The sequence below is a fragment of the Arthrobacter psychrochitiniphilus genome (genome assembly GCF_003185915.1).
Classification (GTDB): Bacteria; Actinomycetota; Actinomycetes; order Actinomycetales; family Micrococcaceae; genus Specibacter; species Specibacter psychrochitiniphilus.
In genome coordinates this window covers 110572-135687 of sequence record NZ_QHLZ01000007.1, presented here as the reverse complement: position 1 = coordinate 135687, position 25116 = coordinate 110572, and the positions used below count along the sequence as shown (strand labels likewise).

The following is a 25116-nucleotide window of genomic DNA, read 5'->3' as shown; positions in this document are numbered from 1 at the left end:
GGTGTTGCGCTCTGTCAAAGGTCTCTAGGCCCCTAAATCGCGTGCCAGCAAATCGTCTTCTGTTTCGCCGCGCACTATCAAGCGTGCGGCACCGTTCTTCACGGCCACCACGGGCGGTCTGGGCACGTAGTTGTAATTGCTGGCAAGTGCCCAGCAATACGCGCCCGTTCCGGGGACTGCAAGCAAATCCCCGGCCGCCACGTCATTGGGCAGATATACATCTCTAACAACAATGTCACCACTCTCGCAATGTTTGCCCACTACTCGGGACAATGCGGGAGCCTCGTGAGAGGAGCGGCTGGCCAGAACCGCCGAATAATCGGCCTCATACAGCACTGGCCGGGCGTTATCGCTCATGCCGCCATCCACCGACACATAACGGCGCGGGGCCGTCACATCTTCCCCGCCATCCACCTCAACCTGCACGGTTTTCAGCGTGCCGGTCTCGTAGAGGGTGAAGGTGGTGGAGCCAACGATTGCCCGTCCTGGCTCAATGGAAATCTTTGGCGCTGCCATCCCCAGTTCTGCGCAGGTACCCCGGACGACGGCGGCCATTGCCGCGGCGACCTCGGCAGCCGGGCGCGGGGTATCCACCGCGGTGTAGGCAATGCCGTAGCCGCCGCCCAGGTCCAGTTCGGGCAGTGTGATGGAGTACTTTTCCTGGATCTTGTGGGTGAAGGCCAGTAACTTGCGGGCCGCAATTTCGAAGCCTTCAGCTTCAAAGATCTGCGAGCCGATATGGCCGTGGAAGCCTAGGAAGTTAATGCTCTCCGAGTCCACGGCAAGCTTTGCAGCTGACTCCGCGGCGCTGAGGACATGGCCGTTTGCGGAGACCCCGTCCACCGTGGAGACCATCGAGAGGCCGAACTTCTGGTCCTCGTGCGCCGTGGCGATGGATTCGTGGGTGTGTGCGTGGACGCCCGGGGTCAGGCGCAGCATGACGTTGGCCTTTTCTCCGCGGGCGGCGGCGATGTCCGCCACACGTGCCAGCTCATGCACACTGTCCACCACAATCCGTCCCAGCTTCATATCCAGGGCGCGGTTGATCTCTGCTGCGGACTTGTTGTTGCCGTGCAGCCCCAGCTTCTCCCCTGTCAGTCCGGCGCGCTGGGCCACAGCCAGTTCTCCACCGGAGCAGGTGTCAAGGCGTAGCCCTTCGGAGTCCACCCAGCGTGCTACTTCGGTGGAGAGGAAGGCCTTGCCGGCGTAGTAGACGTCAACGCCGCCGCAAATGTCCTTGAATGCTTCGTCGAAGGCATCCTTGAAGGTGCGGGCGCGGGCGCGAAAATCGTCCTCGCTCATGACAAAGAGCGGCGTGCCAAACTGTGCCTTCAGTTCGCTGACCGCAATGCCGCTAATGGTGACTTCGCCGCTTGGGCCGCGTTCGACGTCGTGCGCCCACATTGCAGGCACCATCTCATTGAGGTCCCCGGCGGCGGGCAGCCATTCGGGGGCCAGCTGCGCGCCGGCAATTTCCTGTGTTGTGTCAGTCATTACTTACATCCGTTCCGGAGCGCTTACGCCCAGCAGGGAAAGGCCGTTGGCGAGGACCTGGCCCACGGCGTCGTTGAGCCAGAGGCGGGTGCGGTTGGTGTCAGTGACGGCGCCCTCGCCCATGGGCGTGACGCGGCAGGCGTCGTACCAGCGGTGGTAGGCGCCAGCGATGACTTCCAGGTGGCGTGCCACCCGGTGCGGTTCGCGGAACCCGGCGGCGGATGCGAGCACGCCCGGGTACTGGCCCAGGACCGCCAGGAGTTCTGATTCGGTGACGTGGCGCAGCAGGCTCGCGTCGAAGACGGTGCGCTCAACCTTGGCTGCTGCTGCGTTGCGGGCCACGGCACAGGTGCGTGCATGGGCGTACTGGACGTAGAACACGGGGTTCTCGTTGGACTTCTTGGTCAGCACATCCAGATCGATGTCAATGTTGGAGTCCGAGGAGAAGCGGGCCAGCTGGTAGCGGGCGGCGTCGGTGCCAACAACCTCTACGAGGTCTTCCATGGTGACAACCGTGCCAGCACGCTTGGACATGCGTACGGGCTTGCCGTCCTGGACCAGGTTCACCATCTGGCCAATGAGCACCTCAACGCGGTCAGCGTCATCGCCCATGGCTGCAGCTGCGGCCTTGAGCCGGGCCACATATCCGTGGTGATCGGCACCGAGCATGTAAATGCACAGGTCAAAGCCGCGGTCACGCTTGTTCTTGAAGTAGGCAATGTCACCGGCAATGTAGGCGGCGTTGCCATCAGATTTGATGACAACGCGGTCCTTATCGTCGCCGTAATCGGTGGAGTTCAGCCACCAGGCGCCGTCCTTGAGGTACATGTTGCCGGAGCCCTTGAGCTGTTCCAGGAGCTTATCTACTGCGCCGTCCTCAAACAGCGAGTTCTCGTGGAAGTAGACATCAAAGTCCACACCGAACTCGTGCAAAGACTTGCGGATGGCTGCGAACATGAGCTCCACGCCCTGGGCGCGGAACTCTTCCTGCGGATCCTCTGATTCCAGGATGGCGGGGTTGTTGGCCATCACCTCGTTGGCGATGTCCTCAATGTACGCTCCGCCGTAACCGTCTTCCGGTGCGGGCTCGCCCTTGGCGCTGGCCAGCAGTGAGCGGGCATACTTATCAATCTGGTTGCCGTGGTCATTGAAGTAGTACTCACGGGTGACATCTGCACCCTGGGACTGGAACACACGGGCCAGGGAATCGCCCACGGCGGCCCAGCGGGTCCCGCCCAAGTGAATGGGTCCTGTGGGGTTGGCGGAGACGAACTCCAAGTTGATCTTGGTGCCCGCCATGGCCGTGTTGGTACCGTAGCTTTCACCCGCTTCAACAATGGCCTTGGCCAGTTCACCGGCTGCAGCGGCGTCAACGGTGATGTTCAAGAAACCGGGGCCGGCAATGTCCACCTTCGACACTCCGGGGATTTCGCTCAGGCGGTTTTGCAGCACTTCAGCAATTTTGCGTGGCGGTACACCGGCCGGCTTGGCCAGCTGGAGCGCAATGTTGGTGGCCCAGTCCCCGTGCTCGCGGCTCTTGGGCCGCTCCACACGGACTTCCGTGGGCAGCGCCTCGACGGGAACGGTGAGGTCACCGGCGTCGACGGCATCTTTGAGGCAGGTGGCAATGGCGGCAGAAAGTTCTTCAGGAGTCACGCCTCTTAGTGTACGGTTCCGGCCGGGTCCTCCCCCAATCCGGTCCATATGGTTCTTCACGGCGGACTAGGAGGTAGTTGTTAAGATCGGAGGCCGGTGAACCGTACTCCGATCTTAAGAACTACCTCTTGCCGCTCCGCATAAGGGAGAGAACGGCGAAATCAGCTGGCCAGGCGCGGTGCGAAATCGTCTTCGAGCATCCGCGGGCGGCAAATGACCCAGGCCCCGGCACCCAGTAACAACAACGTGGCAAACAAGAACATGAACGGGGCCGTCCAGGAACCCGTCCATTGGCGCAGCAACCCAAAGAACAACGGGCCCGTGCACGCCAGCGTGTAGCCCATGCCTTGACCAAATCCTGACAACGCACCAGCACCCACCTGAGTGCGGGTGCGGTGGTTGATCAACAATAGGGCCAGCGGGAACGTACCGGGGCCAAGCCCGGTCAAGGAAACCCACAGCCAGGTGCCATCAGCCGGTGAGAGCAACAAGCCCAAGTAGCCGGCAACAAAACAGCCCAGCATGACCACTACGGCAGGAAAGGGATTCCGAAGTTTCGCCGCAATCAAAGGAATGCCCAAACTCAGGGGCAGGCCCAGCGCGCCAAACAGCGCCAACATGGATCCGGCATGGGCCCGGTCCAATCCTGCCTCGGTAAGAATTTCCGGCAACCAGGCAAAGAGTGCGTACGTATTCAGTGAGGTGCAACCAAACATGAACGTCAACCCCCAGGCTGTGGGAGAACGCCACAGGTTCATTTTCGGCGGTGGCGCCGTGGCAACGGCTGAAGAATGGATTATTAGCGCGTCAGCACTGGTGGTGGCCCCGGTTTCTCCACGCACCCCTCCGGCCGGTTCCCCGGCCACTGTGTCCACGCCAGCAGATCCCGCCACAGTTTTTGGCGAAAAGAGTGCCACGAACCACGGAATCAGTGCCACCGTACTCAGAGCTACCCAGGAAGATAGGGAAAACTGCCAATTAGTGGCATCCGCCACGGGCACGGCGAGCTGTGCGGGAAGGGCTGTGCCAATGGAAATCGCCGTGACGTAGACGGCCGTCATGAGACCGATCTTCGTAGGGAAGTGCTTCTTTACCAGCGGTGGCAGCAGCACATTTCCGGCACCGAGCCCACCAAAAGCCACCACGGAGAACACTAAGAATAGCGGGGTGGTTGGCACCATGACGCGCACCAGCTGGCCAATGATGCCCAGTAAAATGGCGGCCACAATGAGCTTTTCCAGTGATGCCAGGCGGATCACATACGGCGTCAGGAAGCCAAAGAGGCCAAAAGCAGCCGTGGGGAGCATACCCAAAATGCCAATAGTGGCTGCGCTGAGAGGCAAATCCTCGTTGATTGTTGAGATCAGCGGAGGCACCACCGTCACAGCCCCTCGCAGGGTCAACGCCGTAAGGATTATGCCCGCCGCAAAAAGCCATAGTTTTTGCTGCTTTTTCACACTCATGTGGTCACCATTGCCCCAACGTTACCCGCTGGTTCCGCACCACCTACTGCCACGGCCGCTGTGATTCTGGTAATAATCACCACCCCCCCAAGGGCCCGGTTTTACATCGAGCCCCCTGTACCTGCTAAGCTCTTTCTCGTTCCCTTCGGCAGCCACGGTTGCCGCGCCTTCGTAGCTCAGGGGATAGAGCGACGGTTTCCGGTACCGTAGGTCGGGGGTTCGAATCCCTCCGAGGGCACATTGCAATGGTGTCCGGCTTAGCGAATTTAGTCGCTAAGCCGGACACCATTTTTTGTTTTCTCCTGCTGCCCAGATTCATGCCTTATCGGGCTCGCAGGTTCACGGCTCCCCCTCCACACTGGCCTGCAGCGAATCGCCTACGTTCCAGCTACGCAACCGGTCCGTCTCATACGCGCTCATAGCTGCAAAACCTTGACTTCCCTGCGGGCATTCGAAAGGCTCAGGCCAAGCCACCAATGAGAGGTCTCCATGGACAAGCCCGCCTTCCCCACCTTCCCGCGTGACTTTACGTGGGGGGTTTCCACCGCTTCCTACCAAATTGAAGGTGCCGTCAACGATGACGGCCGCGGCCCCTCAAGCTGGGACGCTTTCGTGGCCCAGCCTGGCCGCGTCATCAATGGCGATACCGGCGAGGTTGCCTGCGACCACTACCACCGCTACCCCGAAGACATCGCGCTCATGAAGGAACTGGGCGTGGACGCCTACCGCTTCAGCTTCTCGTGGTCGCGCATCCAGCCCGGTGGCCAAGGTGCGGTGAACGCTGCCGGACTTGGCTTCTACGACAAACTCGTGGAAGGCCTGCTCGAGGCGGGCATCACCCCCAGCCCCACCTTGTTCCACTGGGACACTCCGCTGGAGCTGGAACAGGCAGGCGGCTGGCTCAACAGGGACACTGCGGAGCGATTTGCCGACTACGCGCAGATTGTTGGCGAGCATTTTGCGGACCGTATTCCGCGCTGGATCACCATCAACGAACCTGTCGTGCTGACCATGCTCGGCTACGGCGCCGGCATCCAAGCTCCCGGGCTGGCGCTCGGTTTCGACGCCCTACCCGCAGCCCACCACCTGCTGCTGGCTCACGGCCTTGGGGTCCAGGCGCTACGTGCGGCAGGGGCCTCCAACATTGGCATCGCGAACAACCACGCACTCACCTGGCCCGCCAGCGAGGCTGAAGAGGACCTCCAGGCGGCCGGGCTGTATGACAACATTGCTAACTGGATCTTTGCCGACCCCATCCTCAAGGGTTCCTACCCCGAGGAACTGGCACCGTATCTGCCGCCCATTCCCGACGGTGATCTGGAGATCATCTCCTCCCCCATCGACTGGTACGGCATCAACTCCTACAACCCCACCCTGGTTGGCGCGCCAACTGCGGGCGAGGCGGCGTTTATTGACGGACATGAGCTCGATTCCTCCCTGCCGTTCTCCCTGCGGGAGATTGAAGGCTACCCGCGCACCGACTTCGACTGGCCCGTGGTCCCGGAGGCGTTCACCGACCTGCTGCTGAACTTTAAAGAACGCTACGGCGATGCCCTGCCGCCCATCTACATCACGGAAAACGGTGCCGCCATCAATGACGACCCGGACGCCACCGGACGTGTGGCGGACCAACGCCGCATCGATTACACCGATTCCCACCTGCGCGCGCTCAAGGCAGCCATGGATGCCGGCGTGGACGTGCGCGGTTATTTCCATTGGTCACTCATGGACAACTTCGAGTGGGCCGTGGGCTACTCCCAACGCTTTGGCCTGGTCCACATTGATTATGAAACCCAAAAGCGCACGCCGAAGGATTCCTACTACTGGTACCAGGCGCTGATCAAGGCCAGCAAGAGCACCGAAGGGTAACAGCAGCGAGCGCCTACGGGGTGTGCGCGCCGATGAGCCCCTGCAGTACGTCCTCCAAGCCAGCGAACCCGGTCGCGGCAGTAATTTCTGCGCTGATTCGAGCGCTCGCTAAGGCATAGGAAGGATCAGCCAGCACCGTGCGCACGGCCTTCGCTACGGTGTCGGGCTTGGGCTGGTTGCTACGCAGGTTGATGCCGGCGCCGGTGAATTCCACGCGGGCGTTGACCTCGGGCTTGTCCTCGGTGGTGCCGGCCACCACGAGCGGCACCCCATGCTTGAGTGCGAAGTGCACGCCACCATACCCACCATTGCTCACTTACACGCTGGTGAGCGGCAGCAGCAAATCGTGCGGCAGGTACGCGGCGACGCGGACGTTCGCTGGCAGCGGCGCCTCAAACGTGGCAATATCACGCCCGCCCGTACTGACAACCACCAAGACATCCTCGCCAGCTAGTGCCTGCACAATGGCATCCGCTTGCGCCGCACCGTCCATGAAGAATATGGTGAATTTCTTCCCCGTCAGGGACAGCAGGATGGCGTCCAGTTCCTTTTGCAACGAGCCGAAGAGCAGCTTCTTCGTGGCGAATCCCAGCATCGCGTTGCGGGCCCGGCCGGCCAGCCCTGGCTTGGGCAGCAGACAAAGCCCATAGGGGGCCGTGTCTACGCTACCTAGCCCCAGTGGGATAATTCCCAAATGCACGACGGCGGGACGCAAGTTTCGTGGCCGCGCCAGCAGTGCTCCTGTTCCGACAAACATCCCTTCGGTCAGGATCGCGTCTGTAATTTCCTGCGCAAGCGCCGCTTCCAGTGCGTGGAATTGTTCCTTAGCCGGCTTGAAGAAGATGTTGCTAATGTCCCAGCGAATCCCTGCCACACCAGATTTACCCACTCGGCCGGGGAAGGCGACATCCATGTCGCTATCGTCATAATCGGCCCCAGCGGGCAGGGCCAGATGAGTGGCTCCCGTTTCCTCGACCGCACAGCGGTATTTGGCTCCTGTCAGGAAACGCACGCGGTGTCCCGCGGAGACAAGATGTTCTGCCACCGCAAGCAGCGGCGTGACGTGGCCATGGACAGGAGTACTGCAAATCAGAATGGCAGACATGGGTTTCCCTTGGTGGGCGGGGCTGAGGATAAGCAGCTGGTCCACCCAGGCCACGAGCAGCGTGAAGGTTCCGGAAGGCAGCAGTGCTGCGGAAATATCCTACAACCTGTGATGCCGCAAGGACCCACCACAAGGGCTTGCTAGCGACGCGAAAGCACCTGAAAGTCCTGATCGATCCCACGCAGGGCTTCGTGCGGGATGATGCCGAAGGCAAGGTTCGTGATCTCCACCAGCGTCATGCCCATGGCCTCCTCGGGTAGGGGGCTATCCACGAGGGCACCCAGCCGCATCCGCAGTACGGCGAGCGCCGCCGGACTGGCCAGTAAATCTCGAAGCGGCAGGTTCACACTCAGCTCGCCGTCGAAAAATTCCTGCGCATTGACCGGCCCGCTGCGGGAGGAGAGCACCTGCTCCCACTGGGCAGCGACCAGCAGGTGCTCACTGCCCACCGGTCCATGTTCGGGCAGCCCTAGCCGAACAAACTGCTCTGGCGGGGCCGCGTTGCTGCGCATCAAATCCACCAGCAGGCTCGCCATTTTCAACTCCAGCGCATCGTCCTGCAGCGGGTTCTGCTGGTCCAGATCGTTCTTGAGGTCAAAGAGCAGAGTGCCGAAACTGTGCGGGTCCGTGTAACTATAGGCGGGGACGCGCAGCACGGGCATGTCCTTGGTGAACGGCAGCGGCGGCACCAGCTCGGCCTGGCTCATGACCTCCGTGGAGAACCGCCCGCGCATGCTGGTGGGCATCAACGTGTAGTCCACCAGTGGCTGGTTGCCGGGTTGAGCGCAGGCACGCATATATACGTACCGCCCGTCGGTGACGTTGACATGCCCGCCATGGATACCGAAGAGACCGGCCTCCCGCACGGGCTCGTCATGGGACACCGTGTCCTGCAGCGAACGGCCTTGCATATCTGCGGTCCGTGCCACGCCGAAGAAGTCCAGCAGTGTTGGGCCCAGGTCGATGGTCTGGACCAGGGATTCGCGCCGCTGGCCCCTGACTCCGGTGCGAGGGTCCCAGATGAACAGCGGCGTATGGATGCTCTCGTCATAGAAGGGTGGGGCGTTCTTGCCGAGCCAGTCGTGCTCCCCTAGCAGCAGCCCGTGGTCCGTGCAGACGATCAGCATGGTGTCCTCCCAAAGGTCATGTTCATCCATGGCGTCCAGGACCCGGCCCAAGGAGGCATCGCACATGGACAGCAGAGCCGCGTACTCGTAGCGGAGGTGCTCAAGCTCCTGGGGCGACTCCGTGACCTGTTTGTAGTCAGGCCAGTCAAACTCCGGCCCGTCGTAGTCATGGGGGTACAGCTGTTTGTATTGTTCGTAGCTGAAGAATGGTTCATGCGGATCGAACGTCTCAATCTGCACCATCCAGTTGTCTTCACCATGGTTGCTCTCGATGAAGTGCAGCCCGGCGTCGAAGGTTCCCGTCTGTGGGTGGTCCTTCTCCTCCTCCATGTACCCGCGGTTGATGTGGTCTTGCCGGCGCAGCGCCTGGTTGCTGGAATACGGCAGCACACCGGCCATGTCCGGATCCGCCACCTGTCCCTTCCATTCATCGCCTTCCTGGCCCCGGATGAGTTCGAAGGTGTTGAACCGCGGGTGGTAGGTAGCACCGCCGTCGAGCCAGTAATGCTGGTGGTCCGTGGCCAGGTGCGTATACACGCCCGCCTGCTTGAGCATTTCCGGCACCGAGTCGTCAAAGGGCTCCAACGGTCCCCAGCCGCGGTGCAGGAAATTGTGCCGGCCGGTGTGCAGCTCCCGCCGCGCCGGCATGCACGGCATGCTCCCGCCGTAACAGTTGTCAAAGGTGGCGGTGCGCCCGGCAAGCCGATCGAAGTTTGGCGCCTTCACCCAGTCGTTGCCATACGGCGGCAGAAATTTCCGGTTGAGCGTGTCAAACAGGATCACAATGGCTTTCATGGGTGGCATTCTCCTTCTAAAGTACGACGGCGTTCGGGTGCGGGCATGTGGTGGGCAAACCGGCGGACGTGTGGCTAGCGCACGTTCCGTATGCGGTATACGGCAATTCCGCCAGCAATCATGATGAGCGCGGCCACCACGTACAGGCTGCGGTAGCCGGCAAAGCTGAGCACCAGCCAACCCACGATGGGGGCGATCGGGATGTGTTGGGCGGTGTTGATCAGGCCAAGGTCCCTTCCGCGGGTCGCGGCGTTGGGCAGCAGGTCCGTCACGAGCGCCTGGTCTACGGAGAGGAACATGCCAAAGCCCAATCCCAGCAGCACGGCAGCCACCATCGAGGCCTCCCAGGTGGGCAGGACGGCCAGTAACAAAGCTGCCGCGCCTTGTAACCCGGCCGCCATGCCTATGAAGACCCGGCGCTTGCCCCACTTGTCGGAGAGCACCCCGCCCAGCCAGCTCGTGAAGCCGCACGCCACCAGGTAGATCAAGATCAGGACCAAGAGGGAATCATCGGGACTCTTGACCTCAAGGACGTCGGAGAGGAAAAACAGCAGATAGGTAGTGCCCACCAGGTTTCCGGAATGGATCATCACCCGCGAGGTCATGGCCCAGTAGTACCCGGGGTAGGCTTTGGGCCGCGGCAGCGTGATGGCATGGCGTAAGGTGGCCCGGCTTGCTGGAATCTCCGGGACGGGCGGCTCGGTGAAGCGCAGCAGGAACGGCAGAGCACACAGCAGTCCCAGCACTCCAATGAGCGCCCAACTGCCGGGCACCGATGTGACCAGCATTGTCACCAGGACCATGCCGATGGCTAGGGCCAGCACTTGCGGCACGCCCATGGCGGCAGAGGCACGGCCACGTTGGTTAGTGGGAACTTGGTCGGCGATCATGGCCGAAAGTGCCACGAGGACGGCTGCCTCACCTAGCGCCACAATGGCCACCAATATGGCAATCACTGCCCAGTTGCTCTGCAGCCCGATGATGGAGAATGGCACCGCAGCCACGGCAAAGCCCATAAGTGCCCAAGTACGACGGCGGCCAAACCGGAAGTTGCTCCTGTCGCACAGCACGCCAATGACAGGCACTGACAACAGGATCACAATGGCCGTTTCGGCAATCAAGAACGAGGTGACACTGACTTTGTCTTCTGGGGCAACCATAGCGCTGATCTTGGCCACCATGAACTGGCCCGGCAACATGACCAGCAGCCAAAAGCCGAACCAAGCGAGCGAGAAATACCACAGCCACGACCGGCTGACCGGTGGGGGCTGGGGATGCTCAGGAAGCTGGGCCAATGCGGCTGCGGGATCAGCTGCCGCCATCCCCACGCTGGCATTGGCCGGGTCTAAGGTGGCCATGTCTTGAATTATGCGTGGCATGCATCACAACGTCAATGGTCGGGTAGACCGCGGCCCCGGCCCTTGCGTAGTCCGGCTGTAAGGAGTTGGCTGAAAATGTCCCTTGAGAAACCTTTCACATGAAGGAAGCGGCCACCATGACCACCGAGCGCCTGAACATCGTCGAAATCGACCCCGAAGCCTACAAGTCCATGTACGCCATGGAAAAGTACATCCACCGTGGCTCCCTGGGCGAGGACCTCCTGGGACTGGTGAAAATCCGTGCATCGCAAATCAATGGCTGCGCCTACTGCCTCGACATGCATGGGAGGGAAGCCCGAGAGGCTGGCGTGGACAACCGCCGCCTGGATGTGCTGGCTGGCGGGAAGCCAAGTCATTGTTCAGCGAGCGCGAACAGGCGGCCATTGCGTTGACGGAAGCCGTCACCCTGATTAGCGAGGGCGGTGTGTCCGACGACGTCTGGGCAGCCGCTACTCAACAGTTTCCGGGCCAGGAGATGCCAATGCTGCTCATGGCAATCTCCGCCATCAACGTCTGGAACCGTTTGGCAGTTGCAACCCACCAGGCCCTGCCAACACTGCCCGCCTGAGCAGGTGGCCCCATCACCACTTCCCGTTCGACCGTCGTGAAGGCTTTCCCTGGGTGCCTCCCGGCAGCGGAGGTGCCGTGGAGACATAACGGTGGCCTGTGGGTGTGCGTATTTCTGTGGTGGGCAGGCCATGTTCTGGTCCGGCTCCCCGCTCAAACGACCAGCCGGGTGCTTCCTTTTGCTGATTGCAATCGACACAGAGCCCCTTCCCATTCTCAATGGTGGTTAGCCCACCTGCGGCGTAAGCCTTGAAGTGGTCGTACTGGCGGATGGGCGCATCGCAGTATGGTGTTTGGCAGCGCTGGTCTTGGAGCCTGATGAACTCCTTCATGCCTTCCGGGAAGAGCCGGGATCGTGAGTCCATGGCCATGAGCGCATTGCTCTTCGGATGCGTGAAAAGCCGTTTTAACCACACCTGCGGAGAGAATCCGCCCCCATCACCTAGAACCATGCTGCGCGCCAGGGGCGCAGGGATGGGATCGTAGCCCACCAGAACGGCCGGATCATTGGCCCCCTCGAACAGCGCCCTGTCCGTCATGACCAGTTCCAACGCGATGTCCGGCTCACTGACGGTGGTGCACATGGAGCCGCCGCCTGCAGAGGGCTGGGAACCTGTTGTCCACGACGTGCCAGCCGCGTGGCCGGCCCCGGAAACCCCGGCGGCTGTTGTGCCCTCAGCGGCCACAGCTTGGGACGGCACACCAACTGTTGACGCGCCCTCCGTTGGCGCTCCTTCTTCGGGCACTCCGCGGTGGTCGCTCAACGTTCCTGCGCCTTCGTCGCAGGGTGCGTGCTGAATGAGCCGGTGCATCAAAGCGTCTGCCATGATCTGGCCCTTACTTCGTTCGTTTCCGGAAGCTTTGGCGCTATCTGCAACCTTGGTGAGGGTGGTCAGGATACGAATCCCTTGCTTCAACGGGATCAGTGCGGTCAAAAATGTCATGCCGTCGGGAGCAGGACAGAGCGAGACGTAGCGGTCTCCCACCGCTTTCTCGTGGCGCTTGAGAAACGCCTGCGGGTCCAGCCCATAGGCTGCCTTGCGACTGGAGGCTGCAAGCTCCCGCGTACCGAGAAGTGCAACTGCGTCCGCGTCGCCACAGATCATTTGGTCCACCTTCGCGCGGTCTTCGAAGGACAGAAACGCCGTCTCGCGCGCCACGATGGTGGCACGGTACTCATTGATATTCCCTTGAACCAGTGCGTTCATGGTGTGGGGCATCTCCCGGACAAGGACTTCTGAGAGCTCAGCCAGCTGCCGTCCGCGGTGCGGTGATTCATGCCGGGCCAACGCCACCTGTTGGATGATGCCCCGGCCCAACCTTTCCTGGGGCACCCCGGACCTAGCCTGTTCCAGCCGTTGTCCTGCAACGAAAAGCGCTTGGGCCTGAGCTTGCACAGCCGACAAGGCATTTTTGGCTTCCTCCAAAACGGAAATGGCGTCCACAAGCGATGCGCTTGAAACACCGTCAACGATTGCGGGGTCAAAGCCGAGATCAGTGGCCGCGCCGCCTAGGGAGGTGATCACCACGGTGGCTTCGGCAGCGCGTCCCTGAGCCTTGGCTGCTGTTGCCTTGGAGGAAGACTGCTGCTGGGCAAAGTGTGCCAAAGCTTGGGCCGGGCGGGACTCACAAATGGCCAATTCCAGCTCCTGTGCGGCGTCAGCTGCCCTACTGCTGGCACGGTTGGCCAGTTCGTGGGCCAGCGCGGCATCCAAATTAGCCAAAACCACAGGATCAAAAAATTCACCACAGCGCTGGAGCGTATCCATTCCCCAATGCACAAGCCCGATGGCTCCGCGGCTGGATTCAGGGGCGTTAGTAGGTGCCGCGCCGGGGCCGGCACCGGGGCTGAGTTCAGTGGCGTTAGTAGGTGCCGCGCCGGGGCCAGCAGCAGGGGCGGCGACAGTGCCTGCGGCAGGGGCGGCGACAGAGCCTAGCTGCGCCGGGTCGCTTGCACGGAACCGGCCCATGCCGCCGCGTTCGTCGAACCACTCCGGTACTGCCATGCCGCTCACCTGCCTGAAACTCCCGTTCCGGCTGAAGCCGGTACATCTGGCGAATGAAAGAATCTCTGTACGGGTAACCCCTAACCAATTCGTACTTCCAGACTAGGGCATGGCACTGACATTCAAAGCAGTGGATTCCCCCTCGTGGACAGGCGCCACCGCAGACCCCACTGTGGAGGAATCAAGAGCGGAGCTGGGAGCGGAAACCGCACTGCACAGTACACCACAGCACCTCTCACCGCAGCAGCAGTTTGAACCCTGCATGTGACTGCACAAAGCCCAGCCGCTCATAGAAGCGGTGGGCATCCGTGCGCGAGTTGTCGCTGGTGAGCTGCACCAAGGCAGCACCGCGCCGGCGGGCTTCTTCAACAGCCCAGCCCATCATGGCCGATCCCAGCCCAGCACCCCGCAAACCCTCCGAGACACGAACCGCCTCTATCTGCATCCGCAAGGATCCGCCGCGGGCCAGCCCCGGTATGCAGGACAGTTGCATGGTGGCCACCGCCTCCCCCGAGTCATCCTCAACCACACACAGCAAGTGGGCAGGATCGGCATCGATCGCCGCAAAGGCATCCAGGTAGCCGAGCTGACGTGCAGGGTCCGCGGAATCCACATCGGCACGCAGCTGGTCGTTGGCCAACAGCTCAACGAGGGGCCCGACGTCGGACTCCACTGCCCGCCGCAACAGGAAAGTCCTGTCTGCGAGCTCGAAATTTGCCAAGGTCATGATCGGATCCCTTCATTCTCACGCCGGCAACAACTGATGCCAACACCACGAGGATACCCACCAACTGCCACGGGCCCAGTTTCTCGCCAGCGACGGCCCACCCCACCACAATGGCAACCACGGGGCTGAGCAAGCCCAGGAAAGCCGCCGCGCCAGCAGGAAGCCCGGCCAGGCCTCGAAACCAGCACCAATAGGCCAACGCCGTCCCCACGAGAGACAAATAGAGGTAACCTGCCACGTTGCGCCCAGTCAGCGGTTCTGATGGCAGGCCCTCAAACGCCAGGAGCAGAACAGCCAGAGTGGCCCCGCCGGCCAGCAGCTGCCATGCGGTGGTGGCCAGTTGCGGCACGGCCTGCCCCGTCCTGGATGCAGGCTGGCCCCATTTCTTGGCCAGGACCGTGCCAGTCGCCATGGATATGGTGCCGCCTGCAGCAGCCGCGAGACCCAGCGCATCCAGCCGCGATTGGGACGCCAGCACAATCAAAGCCACCCCGAAAACGCCCGCCCAGCCAGCCAGCAGCCGCTGCAGGGTCAACTTCTCGCGCAACAGCCAGCTCGCCAGCAGCGCAACAAGCAGTGGCTGAGCTCCACCCACGATGGCGGCGACTCCCCCGGGCAGCCGGTATGCCGCCACAAATAGCAGGGCAAAGAAGAGCCCAATGTTCAGCACTCCAAGAATCCACGACTTCCACCACCAGGACCCCCGCGGTAATTGTCGGGCAAGGGCCAACAGCACAATCCCCGCCGGCACGGCACGTAGCACGGCAGCCAGCAGCGGCCTCCCCTCCGGCAGAAACAAGGTTGTAGTGAGATAGGTAGTCCCCCACAGGGCGGGAGCAACGGCAGTGACGAGAATAAGTTTTTTGCTAAGCACTTAGTTAATATAACTAAGTGCTTAGCAAATTGCTACTATGGTTCCATGACAAGCCAAGTAGAGCGCATCCTTGCCCAGTGGCACACCGAAAAGCCACAGCTGGATGTCTCGCCCATGGCCGTCATTGGCCGACTCAGCCGTGCCGCATCGGCCGTGGAGGCCCGCATCGCCGCGAATTTCGCGGCGCAGGGACTGGATTCTCCCACCTTCGACGTGCTCGCAACCCTCTTGCGCAGCGGCCTCCCCCACAGCCTTACACCGGCCGTCCTGGCCCGCGATGCCATGATTTCCACCAGTGCCGTGGCCCAGCGCCTGAACAAACTTGAGGCGCGGGGCCTGGTTTCACGCACTGCCAACCCCGACGACGGACGGGGCACCTTGGTCTCGCTGACGCCGGCCGGCAGGAATCTGGTGGAGGCCGCTCTGCCAACCCACCTGGCCACGGAGCGTTCCATCACCGGCACGCTTTCCAAGGATGAACAGGCCCTGTTGGCGAAACTGCTGGAGAAGATCACCGACGCAGCAAGCTGACCGTTTCCGTGGACCAACGGGCCCCTTGATTCATGGAAGACTTTCCCCATGACCAAGTTGATTGCTCTGCTCGCCGTTCTGGCCGCCGTGGCGTGGGGCATTACGGCAACCGCCTCATGGATTACGAAGAAGAAGGCACCCAGGGCCCTCGCTCCCGGGCGCACCCCGTCTGCCCCCAGCCAGGGCGAAGAGGACAAGGCCATGCTGGGGGCGCAAATGCGCATGGTAGGCGGACTCATATTCGCAGCGGTCATGTTTGCGGCCCTGTTGAGGGTCTCTATTGGGTTGGTAGCCAATGCGGGCATAGCAACTGCATTGACAACAGGACTCGCGGCCAGTGGCGGGCTACTGCTCTATTCGGCCTTGCCAGCCAAGCAACAGCCCGCCAAGCAACAGCCCGCCTCGGCCCAGGAATCCATGCCCCTTGTGCCAGCCCGCTCCTTCATCCTCCCGGGCGCTGCGTTGCTGGCCTTCCTTGCTTTTGTGGCAGCTACTGCTTTGGCCCCTGCCTTTGTTGCAATACACCTCGACGGCGTCCCGCTGGCTGCAGTGGCGGTCCTGTTCAGCGGCGCGTCAGCACTGGCCCTGCACCGGATCATGACCACACTTTCCCTCCCCGATCCCCGCATGGCATCCCTTGACCGCTCATGGCGGCGGAGCACTGCCGGGAACCTCCTACAGTTCACCAGCGGCGTGCTGTTGGCGGGGCTCGGCAGCACGGCCATCATGACCGGGTTGGCGCTGCTTGAGGCGAGCGCGCTGCTCAAGGCGACCGCGCAGCCCGTCCCGTACTTGGGCCAGGCGTGTGTTGCCGGCGGGGCGGCGGTGGCAGTATCCGGCGTCGTACTTCTGGTGCTGGCTGCCAAAAGAACCCTCAGTATCCGCGCCGCAGTGCGCAAAGGGGCTCCGGTACCAATAACGGCATAAACTGGTGGCACCATGACTTTGACTATTACTTATCCTCCCGCGCTGCCTGTCTCTGAGCGCCGCGAGGACATCATGGCCGCGATCGCAGCCAACCAGGTCACCATCATCGCCGGCGAAACCGGTTCGGGAAAGACCACCCAGATCCCTAAGATGTGCGTGGAATTGGGGCTGGCCGAGAAGGGCCTCATTGGGCACACCCAGCCGCGCCGCCTCGCCGCACGCACCGTGGCCGAACGCATCGCGAGTGAACTCGGCGTGGAAATTGGCCAGGAGGTGGGTTTCCAGGTCCGCTTCACCGGTCATGTGGGCCCGGCCACCAAGATCAAACTCATGACCGACGGCATCCTGCTGGCGGAAATTCAGCGCGATAGGCTCCTGCGCAAATACTCCGTCATCATCATTGACGAGGCCCACGAACGCTCCCTGAACATCGACTTCATCCTCGGCTACCTGCGGCAAATCCTGCCCCAGCGCCCGGATTTGAAGGTCATCATCACCTCAGCCACCATTGACCCCGAGCGCTTCGCCACGCACTTCGCCTCCCCCGAGGGCCCGGCCCCCATTGTTGAGGTCTCGGGGCGCACCTTCCCCGTGGACATCCGCTACCGCCCGCTCTCTGGCCCCGCCAATGGAGCCTCTGAGGATGGGGAGGACGACGACGAACTAGGCGTGGGTGCCGACCGCTCGGCAAGGGATCGCTTGGGTGACCGGCAACGCGACGGCGGCAACGACGAGGAGGATCGGGATCCCCTGGACGCCGTGTGTGACGCCGTGGATGAACTCTCCAAGGAAGCACCCGGGGACATCCTGATTTTCTTCTCCGGCGAGCGTGAAATCCGTGACGCCGCCGATGCCCTGGCTGGCAGGGTTAAAACGAATCCTCGTCTGCGCAATGTGCAGATTTTGCCTCTCTATGCCCGGTTGTCGCTGGCCGAGCAGCACGCCGTGTTCTCCCCCGGTAACCGCCCGCGCATTGTGCTGGCCACCAACGTTGCCGAGACCTCCCTGACAGTGCCGGGCATCAAGTACGTCATTGATCCCGGCACGGCCCGGATCTCCCGCTACTCGCACCGGACTAAAGTCCAGCGCCTACCCATTGAACGGGTCTCCCAGGCCTCGGCTAATCAGCGCTCGGGACGTTGTGGGCGTGTCTCTGACGGTATTTGCATCCGCCTGTACTCGGAGGAGGACTTCACCGCCCGCAGCGAGTTCACCGATCCGGAAATCCTGCGCACCAACTTAGCCGCCGTCATTTTGCAGATGACGGCCATGGGCGTGGCCAAGGGTCCCAAGGACGTGGAAAAGTTCCCGTTCGTGCAGCCGCCGGACTCCCGTGCCATCACCGACGGCGTGACCTTGTTGCGCGAGCTCGGTGCCGTGACCGCCGCCGGTGCCATCACCGGTGTGGGACGCCAACTCTCCCAACTGCCGGTGGATCCGCGGCTGGGACGCATGATTGTGGAGGCCGCCAAACGCGGTGTTGCCGCCGAGGTGATGGTGCTCGCTGCGGCACTCACTATTCAGGACCCGCGTGAACGCCCCACTGACAAAGCCCAAATTGCCACGGAGAAGCACAAGCGCTTTGTTGACGAGAACTCGGACTTCACAGGCTTTTTGAACCTGTGGCGCTACATCAAGGACAAGCAGGCGGAGCTGTCCTCCAGCGCGTTCCGGCGCCTGTGCAAGGCCGAATTCATCAATTACCTGCGCGTGCGCGAGTGGCAGGATTTGTTCGCCCAGCTCAAGCAAATGGGCAAGTCGTTGGATATTAAGGTCTCCGGCAAGGACATTGACCCGGTAGCCAATCATGACGCCATCCACATGTCGCTGCTGACCGGACTGCTCAGTCACATTGGCCTCTACGACCAACGCAAACGTGAATACGCCGGCGCCCGTGGCAGCAAGTTCATGGTGTTCCCGGGCTCGGCCCTGTTCAAGAAGTCCCCTGACTGGGTCATGGCCGCCGAACTGGTGGAGACGTCCCGGCTGTGGGCACGCACGGCCGCCAAGTTCGATCCTTTGTGGGCCGAACAAGTGGCCCCAGATTTGGTCAAGCGCAGCTACAGTGAGCCGCACTGGTCCAAGAAAATGGGCTCGGTCATGGCCCATGAGAAGGTCACCCTCTACGGGGTGCCCATTGTGCCTGACCGGCGTATCCACTATGGGCGCATTGATCCGGAACTGAGCCGCGAGCTGTTCATTCGCCATGCCCTGGTGGAGGGCGATTGGCATACCAACCATAAGTTCTTCCACCGCAACCAGGCTGTCCTGGCCGAGGTTGAGGAACTGGAAACCCGCATGCGCCGCCGTGATCTGCGTGTGGATGACGAGACACTCTTCGAGTTCTACGACGAGCGTGTGGGCCCGGAGGTGGTCTCCGAGCTGCACTTCGATAAATGGTGGAAGGATGCCCGGCACCAAAATGCCGCTCTGCTCGATTTCGATGCGCACGTGGTCATGGCGGAGGAACCCGATCTGGATCCGGCCGCCTTCCCCAAGACGTGGGTGCAGGGCGAATTTGAGCTGCCGCTCTCCTACGAATTCCACCCCACCGCGCCCGGTGCCGCACCCAACCCGTCCGACGGCGTGACCGTGCAGGTGCCGCTGTTGTTCCTGAATCAGTTGCAGGAAGCCCAATTCCGCTGGCAGATTCCTGGCCTGCGGGCGGAGCTGGTGGCCGCGTTGATCAAGTCACTGCCCAAGGCCATCAGGAAGAACTTCATACCGGCCCCGGATGTGGGACGGCAGGCTGCGGCAGCGTTGGCAGCCGATTTTGACCCCGGAACAGAAACGCTGGAGGCCTCATTGGAGCTGGCATTGCGCCGGATCAAGGGCCACGTCATCCCGCCAAAGTCCTGGAACTGGGACGCAGTGCCCTCCCACCTGCGCATGACCTTCTCCGTGGTGGATAAAAATGGGCGCATTCTGGAGGAAGATCAAGATCTGTCCGGGCTTCAGGCGAAACTAGCCGGCGCCACCCGCCGCGCCATTGCCGAATCGCTGGGGGCTACGCCAAAGACCGTCACACCGGCACGGGCAGCCAAGGTTTCGGCCAAGTCAAGCGGTCCGCAGACAGCGCCGCAGGGCGGGGCGAAGAGCGGGGCGCAGAGCGGGGCGCAGAAAGGGCCTTCAGAGGATCCGCCAGCCACAGGCTCTTCCGGCATTGCCGAACGCTCGGGAATCACGGCCTGGGACGTAGGCGTACTCCCGCATGAGATCAAGCGCCTAGTGGCAGGTCACACCGTGACGGGCTACCCAGCGCTGGTGGATGAGGGTGCCACGGCTGGCGTCCGGGTGTTCCAACGCCAGGATGTGGCGGAAAAGGCCATGCGCGGCGGTGTGATCCGTTTGCTCGCGTTGCGGATTCCGTCCCCGGACAGGTACGTACTGGACCACTTGAACAACACCGAAAAGCTCACCTTCAGCCAGAACCCGCACGGTTCCGTCACGGAGCTGATTGCCGATTGCACACTGGCCACGATCGATAAATTATCCCCCGCAGCACTGCCGTGGAACCAAAAGGATTTCGACGCGTTGTATGAGGTGGTGCGCGCGGAACTTGTCGATTCGGTGTTTTCCGTAACGGCCGTCGTCGAACGTGTCCTGGCTTCCAAGGTCCGGATTCAGAAGGCACTGCAGGCAAGCACCAGCCTGCCGCTCATCAGCGCTTGCAACGATGTGAGGCAGCAACTGGAACTGTTGGTTTACCCGGGTTTCGTGGCCAAGACAGGCTTTGCCCAGCTCAGCGCGCTGCCGCGCTACCTCTCCGCGATTGAGAAGCGGTTGGAAAAGTTGCCCAGCAATGTGTTCCGGGATGGGCAGTCAATGGCGGCTGTGCAGCGTTTGGAAGATGAGTACGACGACGCCATGGCGGCTTTGCTGCCCGGGCAGCGCTCCACAGCGGGGCTCGAACATGTGCGCTGGATGATCGAGGAGTTGCGGGTCAGCCTGTTCGCGGTTGAACTAGGGACCGCATATTCGGTCTCGGAAAAGCGGGTTCGGGTGGCGCTGGCCAAGGCTATGGCCTAGGCCGGCACCACCCGCGCGTTCTAGCTTTTGACGTACTCCGCGTCAGGATCCGGGTCCTGTTCCTGCGGATCGGCAGGCGTGGAGTCAATGCTGGGCTCGGTGCCGTCTTCGGGCACCCAGCCGTCTGCGTACTCCCCAGCTTTGTAGTCATAATCAACAGGTTCGCCTTCTTCGTCATGGCGTTGATACCAATCGGTGACGCCGCTGCCGTGGGAGTCAAAGTCTTCACCAGCGCCGTGGCCTACGGCTGCTTTTTCAATGGTCAGGGCAAAGTCATCACCATGTTCATCAATTCCCGCCTTGACCGCGTTCTCAATGGCTTGTTCGGCATACTCCGCCCGGATCATCATGGGATCCGTGTGGAGGTCCTTCGCGAAGGCAATCATCATGAGCAACAAAATGATGGCGAAGGGCAAAGCAGAAACAATGATCAGATTTTGCAATCCTTCCAGCGCCGTGTTGCCCCCTACCAGTAGCATCACCACGGCGATGCCCATCATGGCCAGGCCCCAGAAAACCACAATCTTTTTATCGGGTTCCGCCTTGCCGCGCTGGGAGAGAATGCCCATCACCACGGACGCAGAGTCAGCGGAGGTGACAAAGAAAATAGCAACGCAGGTCATGGCCAAGAAGGGTGTGATCTGCGCCAGTGGCAGCTGATCCAGCACGGAAAAGAACAGGTCTTGGGGAGAGGCGTTGGTGCCAATATCGGCGCCATTCATACGCAGCCAGATGGCGGTTCCACCAAAGACGCTAAAGGCCAGCGCACAGACCACGGTGGGAACAACCAGAACGTACAGCACATACTCGCGCAGGGTCCGGCCGCGGGAAATGCGGGCCAGGAAAATCCCTACAAAGGGTGACCAGGAAATCCACCAGGCCCAGTAGAACACGGTCCAGGTGGCTGAGAAGTCAGCTGAATCAGCACCCCAGGAGGGGCCCTTGCTCATCATGTGCAGCAATTCAGAGAGGTACTCGGTCAGTGATGCTGGGACAAGGTTCAACAGGAACAAGGTGGGTCCAGCCACAAAGATAAAGGTGGCCAGCACCAAGGCCAGTGTCATGTTGATGTTGGAGAGCCAGCGGATGCCGCGCCCAACACCTGAGACAGCCGAGGCCACGAAGGCCGCGCTGAGAATCGCAATAATGAGGATGAGCCCGGCGTTGGGGAGTTTGCCAATACCGCTGACAATCTCCACACCGCGGCCCACTTGCAAGGCCCCAATTCCCAAGGATGCGGCTGTTCCAAAGAGTGTGGCCACAATGGCGAACATGTCGATCAAGCGTCCGGGGACACCTTCAGTTTGCCGCTTGCCAAACAGTGAGGTGAAAATTGAGCTCATCAAAGGAACCCGGCCACGCCGGTATGCGCCGTAGGCCACCGCCGCACCCACTAGCGCGTACAACGCCCACGCATGCAGTCCCCAGTGGAAAATGGTTTGCGCCATGGCCTTGTGAATGGCATCAGCTGTTTCCGGAGCGGCTGTTCCGGGCGCCGGTGTAATGAAGTACGTCAGCGGCTCGTAAGGGCCAAAGAAGAACAATCCAATGCCCATGCCAGCGGAGAACATCATGGCAATCCAGGAAAACTTGGAAAACTCCGGTTTTTCCCCGTCGGTCCCCAAGGGTATGCGGCCATATTTACTAAAGCCAATGAAGATCATGAACACCAAAACCAGCGAAACAAGGGAAGTGAACAGCCAGCCTGTGTTGGCTACCACCCAGCTCAAAGCCGCATCTGAAACACTCTTCAGCGAGTCAGTGGAGATCACACCCCAAGCGATGAATCCCAGAATCAACACCGCAGCCAGGCTAAAGACAAGCCTGTCAGTACCGTATTTAAACCGTTGTTCATCCACCGAAATTCCTGGCACAAGACCCGGATGAATATCGTGGGGATAGTTCTCTTCAATGGTCTGCAAAAGAGTGTGGTCCTCTTTGTGCGGCTTACCGTCTTGGCCTACATGCTGCCCAGTTTTATGCACTTGTGGCATTGCTTGAGTTCCCGTCCGCGGAAAAGTTGTGTAGTTGAACTTAGCTGAACTTAACGGACGCCAACGTTACCGGTCTCTGGGTGCGGACACACAGCCGGGAGCTTTTTGCTACTGGAGTATTTTCCCCAGATGGGCGGATACTAGGCAGTTGGCACGTGCTCACCGTGGCCAGCATCACGTAAAGCCACCCGGATTTTTTCTGCGCTGGCGTCCATGAGCTCAGGGTCCGGGTGGTTGTTCACCGTGCCGAAGTCAAAGTTTTCCAACCCATACGCGGGGAACACATGCACGTGCAAGTGCTCCACCTCGAAACCGGCAATGGTCAGCCCCGCCCGGGGCGCACCAAAGGCGGCCACCTGGGCCTGGCCAATTCTCTGCGCAACAGCCATCAGGTGTGTGAGAAGTTCAGGTGTTGCGTCCGTCCACTTGTCCACTTCTTGCCGCGGAACCACCAGCACGTGCCCATCCGTCAGCGGTCCGATGGTCAGGAAGGAAACGCACTCGGAATCCTTCCAGATGAAACGGCCGGGAATATCACCATTGATGATCTTGGTAAAAAGGGTGCTCACAAAAGACTCCTCAGAATCACAAAAGGAAAGAGAATAACAACAGAAAAAGTGTGTTTAGAGGGTGGAAACGTCAAGGACAAAACGGTACTTGACATCGCCAGCAACCAGCCGGTCATAGGCGCCGTCAAGCTCATCAGCGCTCACTAGCTCAATGTCGCAAACAACGCCGTGCTCGGCGCAGAAATCAAGCATTTCCTGGGTCTCGGCAATCCCACCAATTAGCGAACCACCGTAGGCAAGGCGGCCACGGATCAGCAGGCCCGGATCTACGGGCGGCATCTTCTCTGAGGGCAGACCTAACTGGATCAACGCCCCGTCGCGGGCCAGTGTGCGCAGGTACGCGTTGATGTCATGCACGGCGGCAACAGTGTCGATGATCGCATTGAGTGACTTCTTCGCCGATTCCATTTGCGCCGCATCCGTGGACACCACTACATGATCGGCACCCAAGGCCTTGGCAGCTTCCGCCTTCGAGGGCGAGGTGGTGAACACTGTGACGGTGGCACCGAGAGCTTTGGCGATCTTCACCGCCATGTGACCGAGCCCGCCCAGACCAACAACACCGACCTTGTCGCCTTCTTGGACATCAAGGTAGCGCAGCGGTGAGTAAGTGGTGACTCCGGCACACAGAAGCGGTGCTGCCGCGGCCGGGTCCATGCCCTCGGGAATGTGCACTACATAGTTCTCATCCACAACAATGCCCTGTGAATAGCCACCCTGGGTGATAGCACCACCATTGCGTGGATCTGCCACGTTGTAGGTGCCAACGTTTCCTACCTCGCAATACTGCTCGAAGCCTTCCAGGCAGGAATCACATTCGCGGCAGGAATCCACCATGCAGCCAACACCAACCCGCTCGCCCACGGTGAACCCTTCCACGGACTCACCAACGCGGCTCACAATTCCAACAATTTCATGCCCCGGAACCAGCGGGTACTTCGCAGGTCCCCATTCGGAGCGGATGGTGTGCACGTCAGAGTGGCATAATCCGCAAAATTCAATCGCAATTTCAACGTCGTGCGCTCCGGGCTCGCGGCGTTCAATAGTGCTGGGTCGGAGTCCGGACGTGGCAGAAACAGCTGCATAAGCTTTTACAAGGGTCATGCTTCCACCCTATCGCCGTTCTCACCCCTGCCACTAGAAGGCCCTGTTGCCACGGGCCTCTGCGGCTGATTGGACCACGCGGACCACGAGCCTGGGTACAGGGCCGCCGTGAACCCGGCAATCTCCAGGGCAGCAATTTGGTGCGCAGCCGTCACCCCGGATCCGCAATACACGCCAACGGCGGTTCCCTCCATAACGCCTAAGGCAGCAAACCGTGCCCGCAATTGCTCCGGGGAACAAAAATGCCCATCCACCAGATTCTCACTGGTTGGGGCACTGAGCGCCCCCGGAATATGCCCGGCGCGCGGATCCATGGGCTCCACCTCACCCCGGTACCGCTGCCCTGCCCGGGCATCGAGCAAAATTCCGGCCCAGGTGGCTGCCTCATCGGCGTCAATAGTTTGCAGCGCCCCGAAATGTACCACTGCATCACCTGGTTCCGCGGTTTCCTCGCCTTCCGTGAGGGGAAGGTTGGCTGCACGCCAGGCGCCCAATCCGCCGTCGAGCAGGTGCACCTCCGTGAGGCCGCCATGGCGCAAAAGCCACCAGGCACGGGCAGCGGCAGCCGCCCCGGCGTCGTCGTAAATAACCACCGTGTCACCTGAATTGATACCCCAGCGGCGCACTGCGGCAGCAAAGTCCGCCTCCGCGGGCAAGGGGTGGCGGCCATCTGCTGGCAACCCGTGCGAGGCCAGTTCGGTGTCCAAATCCACAAAGACGGAGCCCGGGATATGACCGGCCACATAATGCTCGTGGCCGTGGGGGTCCCCCAGCGCCCAGCGGACGTCCAACAACACCGTCCGCGTACCGGCTAAGCGGCGGGCGTTCAGTTGGTCAACAGTGATAAGGACACTCATGGCAGCTCCTGGAAATTGATTCGCATGCAACTTTCCCCAAATC

The 25116-nt window shown here is 61.3% G+C and carries 20 protein-coding genes and 1 tRNA gene; 7 read left to right on the top strand and 14 right to left on the bottom strand.

All coding sequences use genetic code 11. The features are described 5' to 3' along the window. Positions 1 to 24: 24 nt before the first annotated feature. The 3 genes from lysA to CVS29_RS12275 form a co-directional block, all read right to left on the bottom strand. Entirely contained in the window at positions 25 to 1494 is a 1470-nt protein-coding gene (gene lysA, locus CVS29_RS12285; protein ID WP_110106620.1) for a diaminopimelate decarboxylase, read from the bottom strand. Between the two features lie 3 nt (positions 1495 to 1497). Further along, on the bottom strand, positions 1498 to 3150 hold the full coding sequence (gene argS, locus CVS29_RS12280) for an arginine--tRNA ligase (RefSeq protein ID WP_110106619.1): 1653 nt from the start codon (positions 3148 to 3150) through the stop codon (positions 1498 to 1500). Between the two features lie 161 nt (positions 3151 to 3311). Next, positions 3312 to 4613 carry an MFS transporter gene (locus tag CVS29_RS12275; protein WP_110106618.1) on the bottom strand — a complete coding sequence of 434 codons (1302 nt, stop codon included), beginning with the start codon at positions 4611 to 4613 and terminating at the stop codon, positions 3312 to 3314. A gap of 165 nt (positions 4614 to 4778) precedes the next feature. On the opposite strand from CVS29_RS12275, the gene CVS29_RS12270 reads away from it, so the two are divergent. Both CVS29_RS12270 and CVS29_RS12265 read left to right on the top strand, forming a co-directional pair. Further along, positions 4779 to 4851, top strand: a tRNA-Arg gene (locus CVS29_RS12270). A 251-nt stretch (positions 4852 to 5102) separates the two neighbouring features. Further along, the gene (locus CVS29_RS12265) at positions 5103 to 6482 is read left to right on the top strand and encodes a GH1 family beta-glucosidase (protein WP_110106617.1); all 1380 of its coding nucleotides are present in this window, start codon (positions 5103 to 5105) and stop codon (positions 6480 to 6482) included. A gap of 13 nt (positions 6483 to 6495) precedes the next feature. Here CVS29_RS12265 and CVS29_RS18915 read toward each other — a convergent pair whose 3' ends face one another. The 4 genes from CVS29_RS18915 to CVS29_RS12250 form a co-directional block, all read right to left on the bottom strand. Next, the gene (locus tag CVS29_RS18915) at positions 6496 to 6798 is read right to left on the bottom strand and encodes a glycosyltransferase (RefSeq protein WP_281268048.1); all 303 of its coding nucleotides are present in this window, start codon (positions 6796 to 6798) and stop codon (positions 6496 to 6498) included. Beyond that, the gene (locus CVS29_RS12260; RefSeq protein ID WP_245932218.1) at positions 6799 to 7587 is read right to left on the bottom strand and encodes a glycosyltransferase; all 789 of its coding nucleotides are present in this window, start codon (positions 7585 to 7587) and stop codon (positions 6799 to 6801) included. 140 nt (positions 7588 to 7727) lie between these two features. Further along, positions 7728 to 9509 (bottom strand): sulfatase, encoded by a 1782-nt coding sequence (locus CVS29_RS12255; RefSeq protein WP_110106616.1) that lies wholly within the window; start codon positions 9507 to 9509, stop codon positions 7728 to 7730. Between the two features lie 74 nt (positions 9510 to 9583). Then, a complete protein-coding gene (locus CVS29_RS12250; protein WP_170120968.1) occupies positions 9584 to 10867 on the bottom strand; it encodes an MFS transporter in 1284 nt (427 codons plus the stop codon). 137 nt (positions 10868 to 11004) lie between these two features. Between CVS29_RS12250 and CVS29_RS18680 the strand changes: the two genes are divergently transcribed. Both CVS29_RS18680 and CVS29_RS18675 read left to right on the top strand, forming a co-directional pair. Further along, positions 11005 to 11280: a carboxymuconolactone decarboxylase family protein gene (locus tag CVS29_RS18680; protein ID WP_211315131.1), complete on the top strand. Its 276-nt coding sequence runs from the start codon at positions 11005 to 11007 to the stop codon at positions 11278 to 11280. Then, complete coding sequence (locus tag CVS29_RS18675; protein WP_211315130.1) at positions 11277 to 11456, top strand: carboxymuconolactone decarboxylase family protein; 180 nt, start codon at positions 11277 to 11279, stop codon at positions 11454 to 11456. The genes CVS29_RS18680 and CVS29_RS18675 overlap by 4 nt, the downstream gene beginning before the upstream one ends. A gap of 13 nt (positions 11457 to 11469) precedes the next feature. On the opposite strand, the gene CVS29_RS12240 is transcribed toward CVS29_RS18675, so the two are convergent. From CVS29_RS12240 to CVS29_RS12230, 3 genes are all read right to left on the bottom strand, one after another. Further along, positions 11470 to 13461 (bottom strand): HNH endonuclease, encoded by a 1992-nt coding sequence (locus CVS29_RS12240; RefSeq protein WP_110106614.1) that lies wholly within the window; start codon positions 13459 to 13461, stop codon positions 11470 to 11472. Between the two features lie 235 nt (positions 13462 to 13696). Continuing rightward, entirely contained in the window at positions 13697 to 14188 is a 492-nt protein-coding gene (locus tag CVS29_RS12235; RefSeq protein ID WP_110106613.1) for a GNAT family N-acetyltransferase, read from the bottom strand. Next, complete coding sequence (locus CVS29_RS12230; RefSeq protein WP_110106612.1) at positions 14106 to 15062, bottom strand: EamA family transporter; 957 nt, start codon at positions 15060 to 15062, stop codon at positions 14106 to 14108. The genes CVS29_RS12235 and CVS29_RS12230 overlap by 83 nt, the downstream gene beginning before the upstream one ends. Positions 15063 to 15107: 45 nt before the next feature. On the opposite strand from CVS29_RS12230, the gene CVS29_RS12225 reads away from it, so the two are divergent. The 3 genes from CVS29_RS12225 to hrpA are packed head-to-tail and all read left to right on the top strand — an operon-like array spanning position 15108 to position 20549. Further along, complete coding sequence (locus CVS29_RS12225) at positions 15108 to 15593, top strand: MarR family winged helix-turn-helix transcriptional regulator (RefSeq protein ID WP_110106611.1); 486 nt, start codon at positions 15108 to 15110, stop codon at positions 15591 to 15593. Between the two features lie 48 nt (positions 15594 to 15641). Beyond that, positions 15642 to 16520, top strand: a complete 879-nt coding sequence (locus CVS29_RS12220; RefSeq protein WP_110106610.1) for a hypothetical protein — start codon at positions 15642 to 15644, stop codon at positions 16518 to 16520. Between the two features lie 12 nt (positions 16521 to 16532). Further along, positions 16533 to 20549: an ATP-dependent RNA helicase HrpA gene (hrpA, locus tag CVS29_RS12215; RefSeq protein ID WP_110106609.1), complete on the top strand. Its 4017-nt coding sequence runs from the start codon at positions 16533 to 16535 to the stop codon at positions 20547 to 20549. A 20-nt stretch (positions 20550 to 20569) separates the two neighbouring features. Here hrpA and CVS29_RS12210 read toward each other — a convergent pair whose 3' ends face one another. From CVS29_RS12210 to CVS29_RS12195, 4 genes are all read right to left on the bottom strand, one after another. Further along, positions 20570 to 22543 (bottom strand): BCCT family transporter, encoded by a 1974-nt coding sequence (locus CVS29_RS12210; RefSeq protein WP_110106608.1) that lies wholly within the window; start codon positions 22541 to 22543, stop codon positions 20570 to 20572. Between the two features lie 140 nt (positions 22544 to 22683). After that, complete coding sequence (locus CVS29_RS12205) at positions 22684 to 23112, bottom strand: HIT family protein (protein WP_110106607.1); 429 nt, start codon at positions 23110 to 23112, stop codon at positions 22684 to 22686. 54 nt (positions 23113 to 23166) lie between these two features. Next, positions 23167 to 24216 carry an NAD(P)-dependent alcohol dehydrogenase gene (locus CVS29_RS12200; protein ID WP_110106606.1) on the bottom strand — a complete coding sequence of 350 codons (1050 nt, stop codon included), beginning with the start codon at positions 24214 to 24216 and terminating at the stop codon, positions 23167 to 23169. Next, the gene (locus CVS29_RS12195; RefSeq protein ID WP_110106605.1) at positions 24213 to 25073 is read right to left on the bottom strand and encodes a sulfurtransferase; all 861 of its coding nucleotides are present in this window, start codon (positions 25071 to 25073) and stop codon (positions 24213 to 24215) included. Before CVS29_RS12195 ends, CVS29_RS12200 begins: the two co-directional genes overlap by 4 nt. Positions 25074 to 25116: the final 43 nt, after the last annotated feature.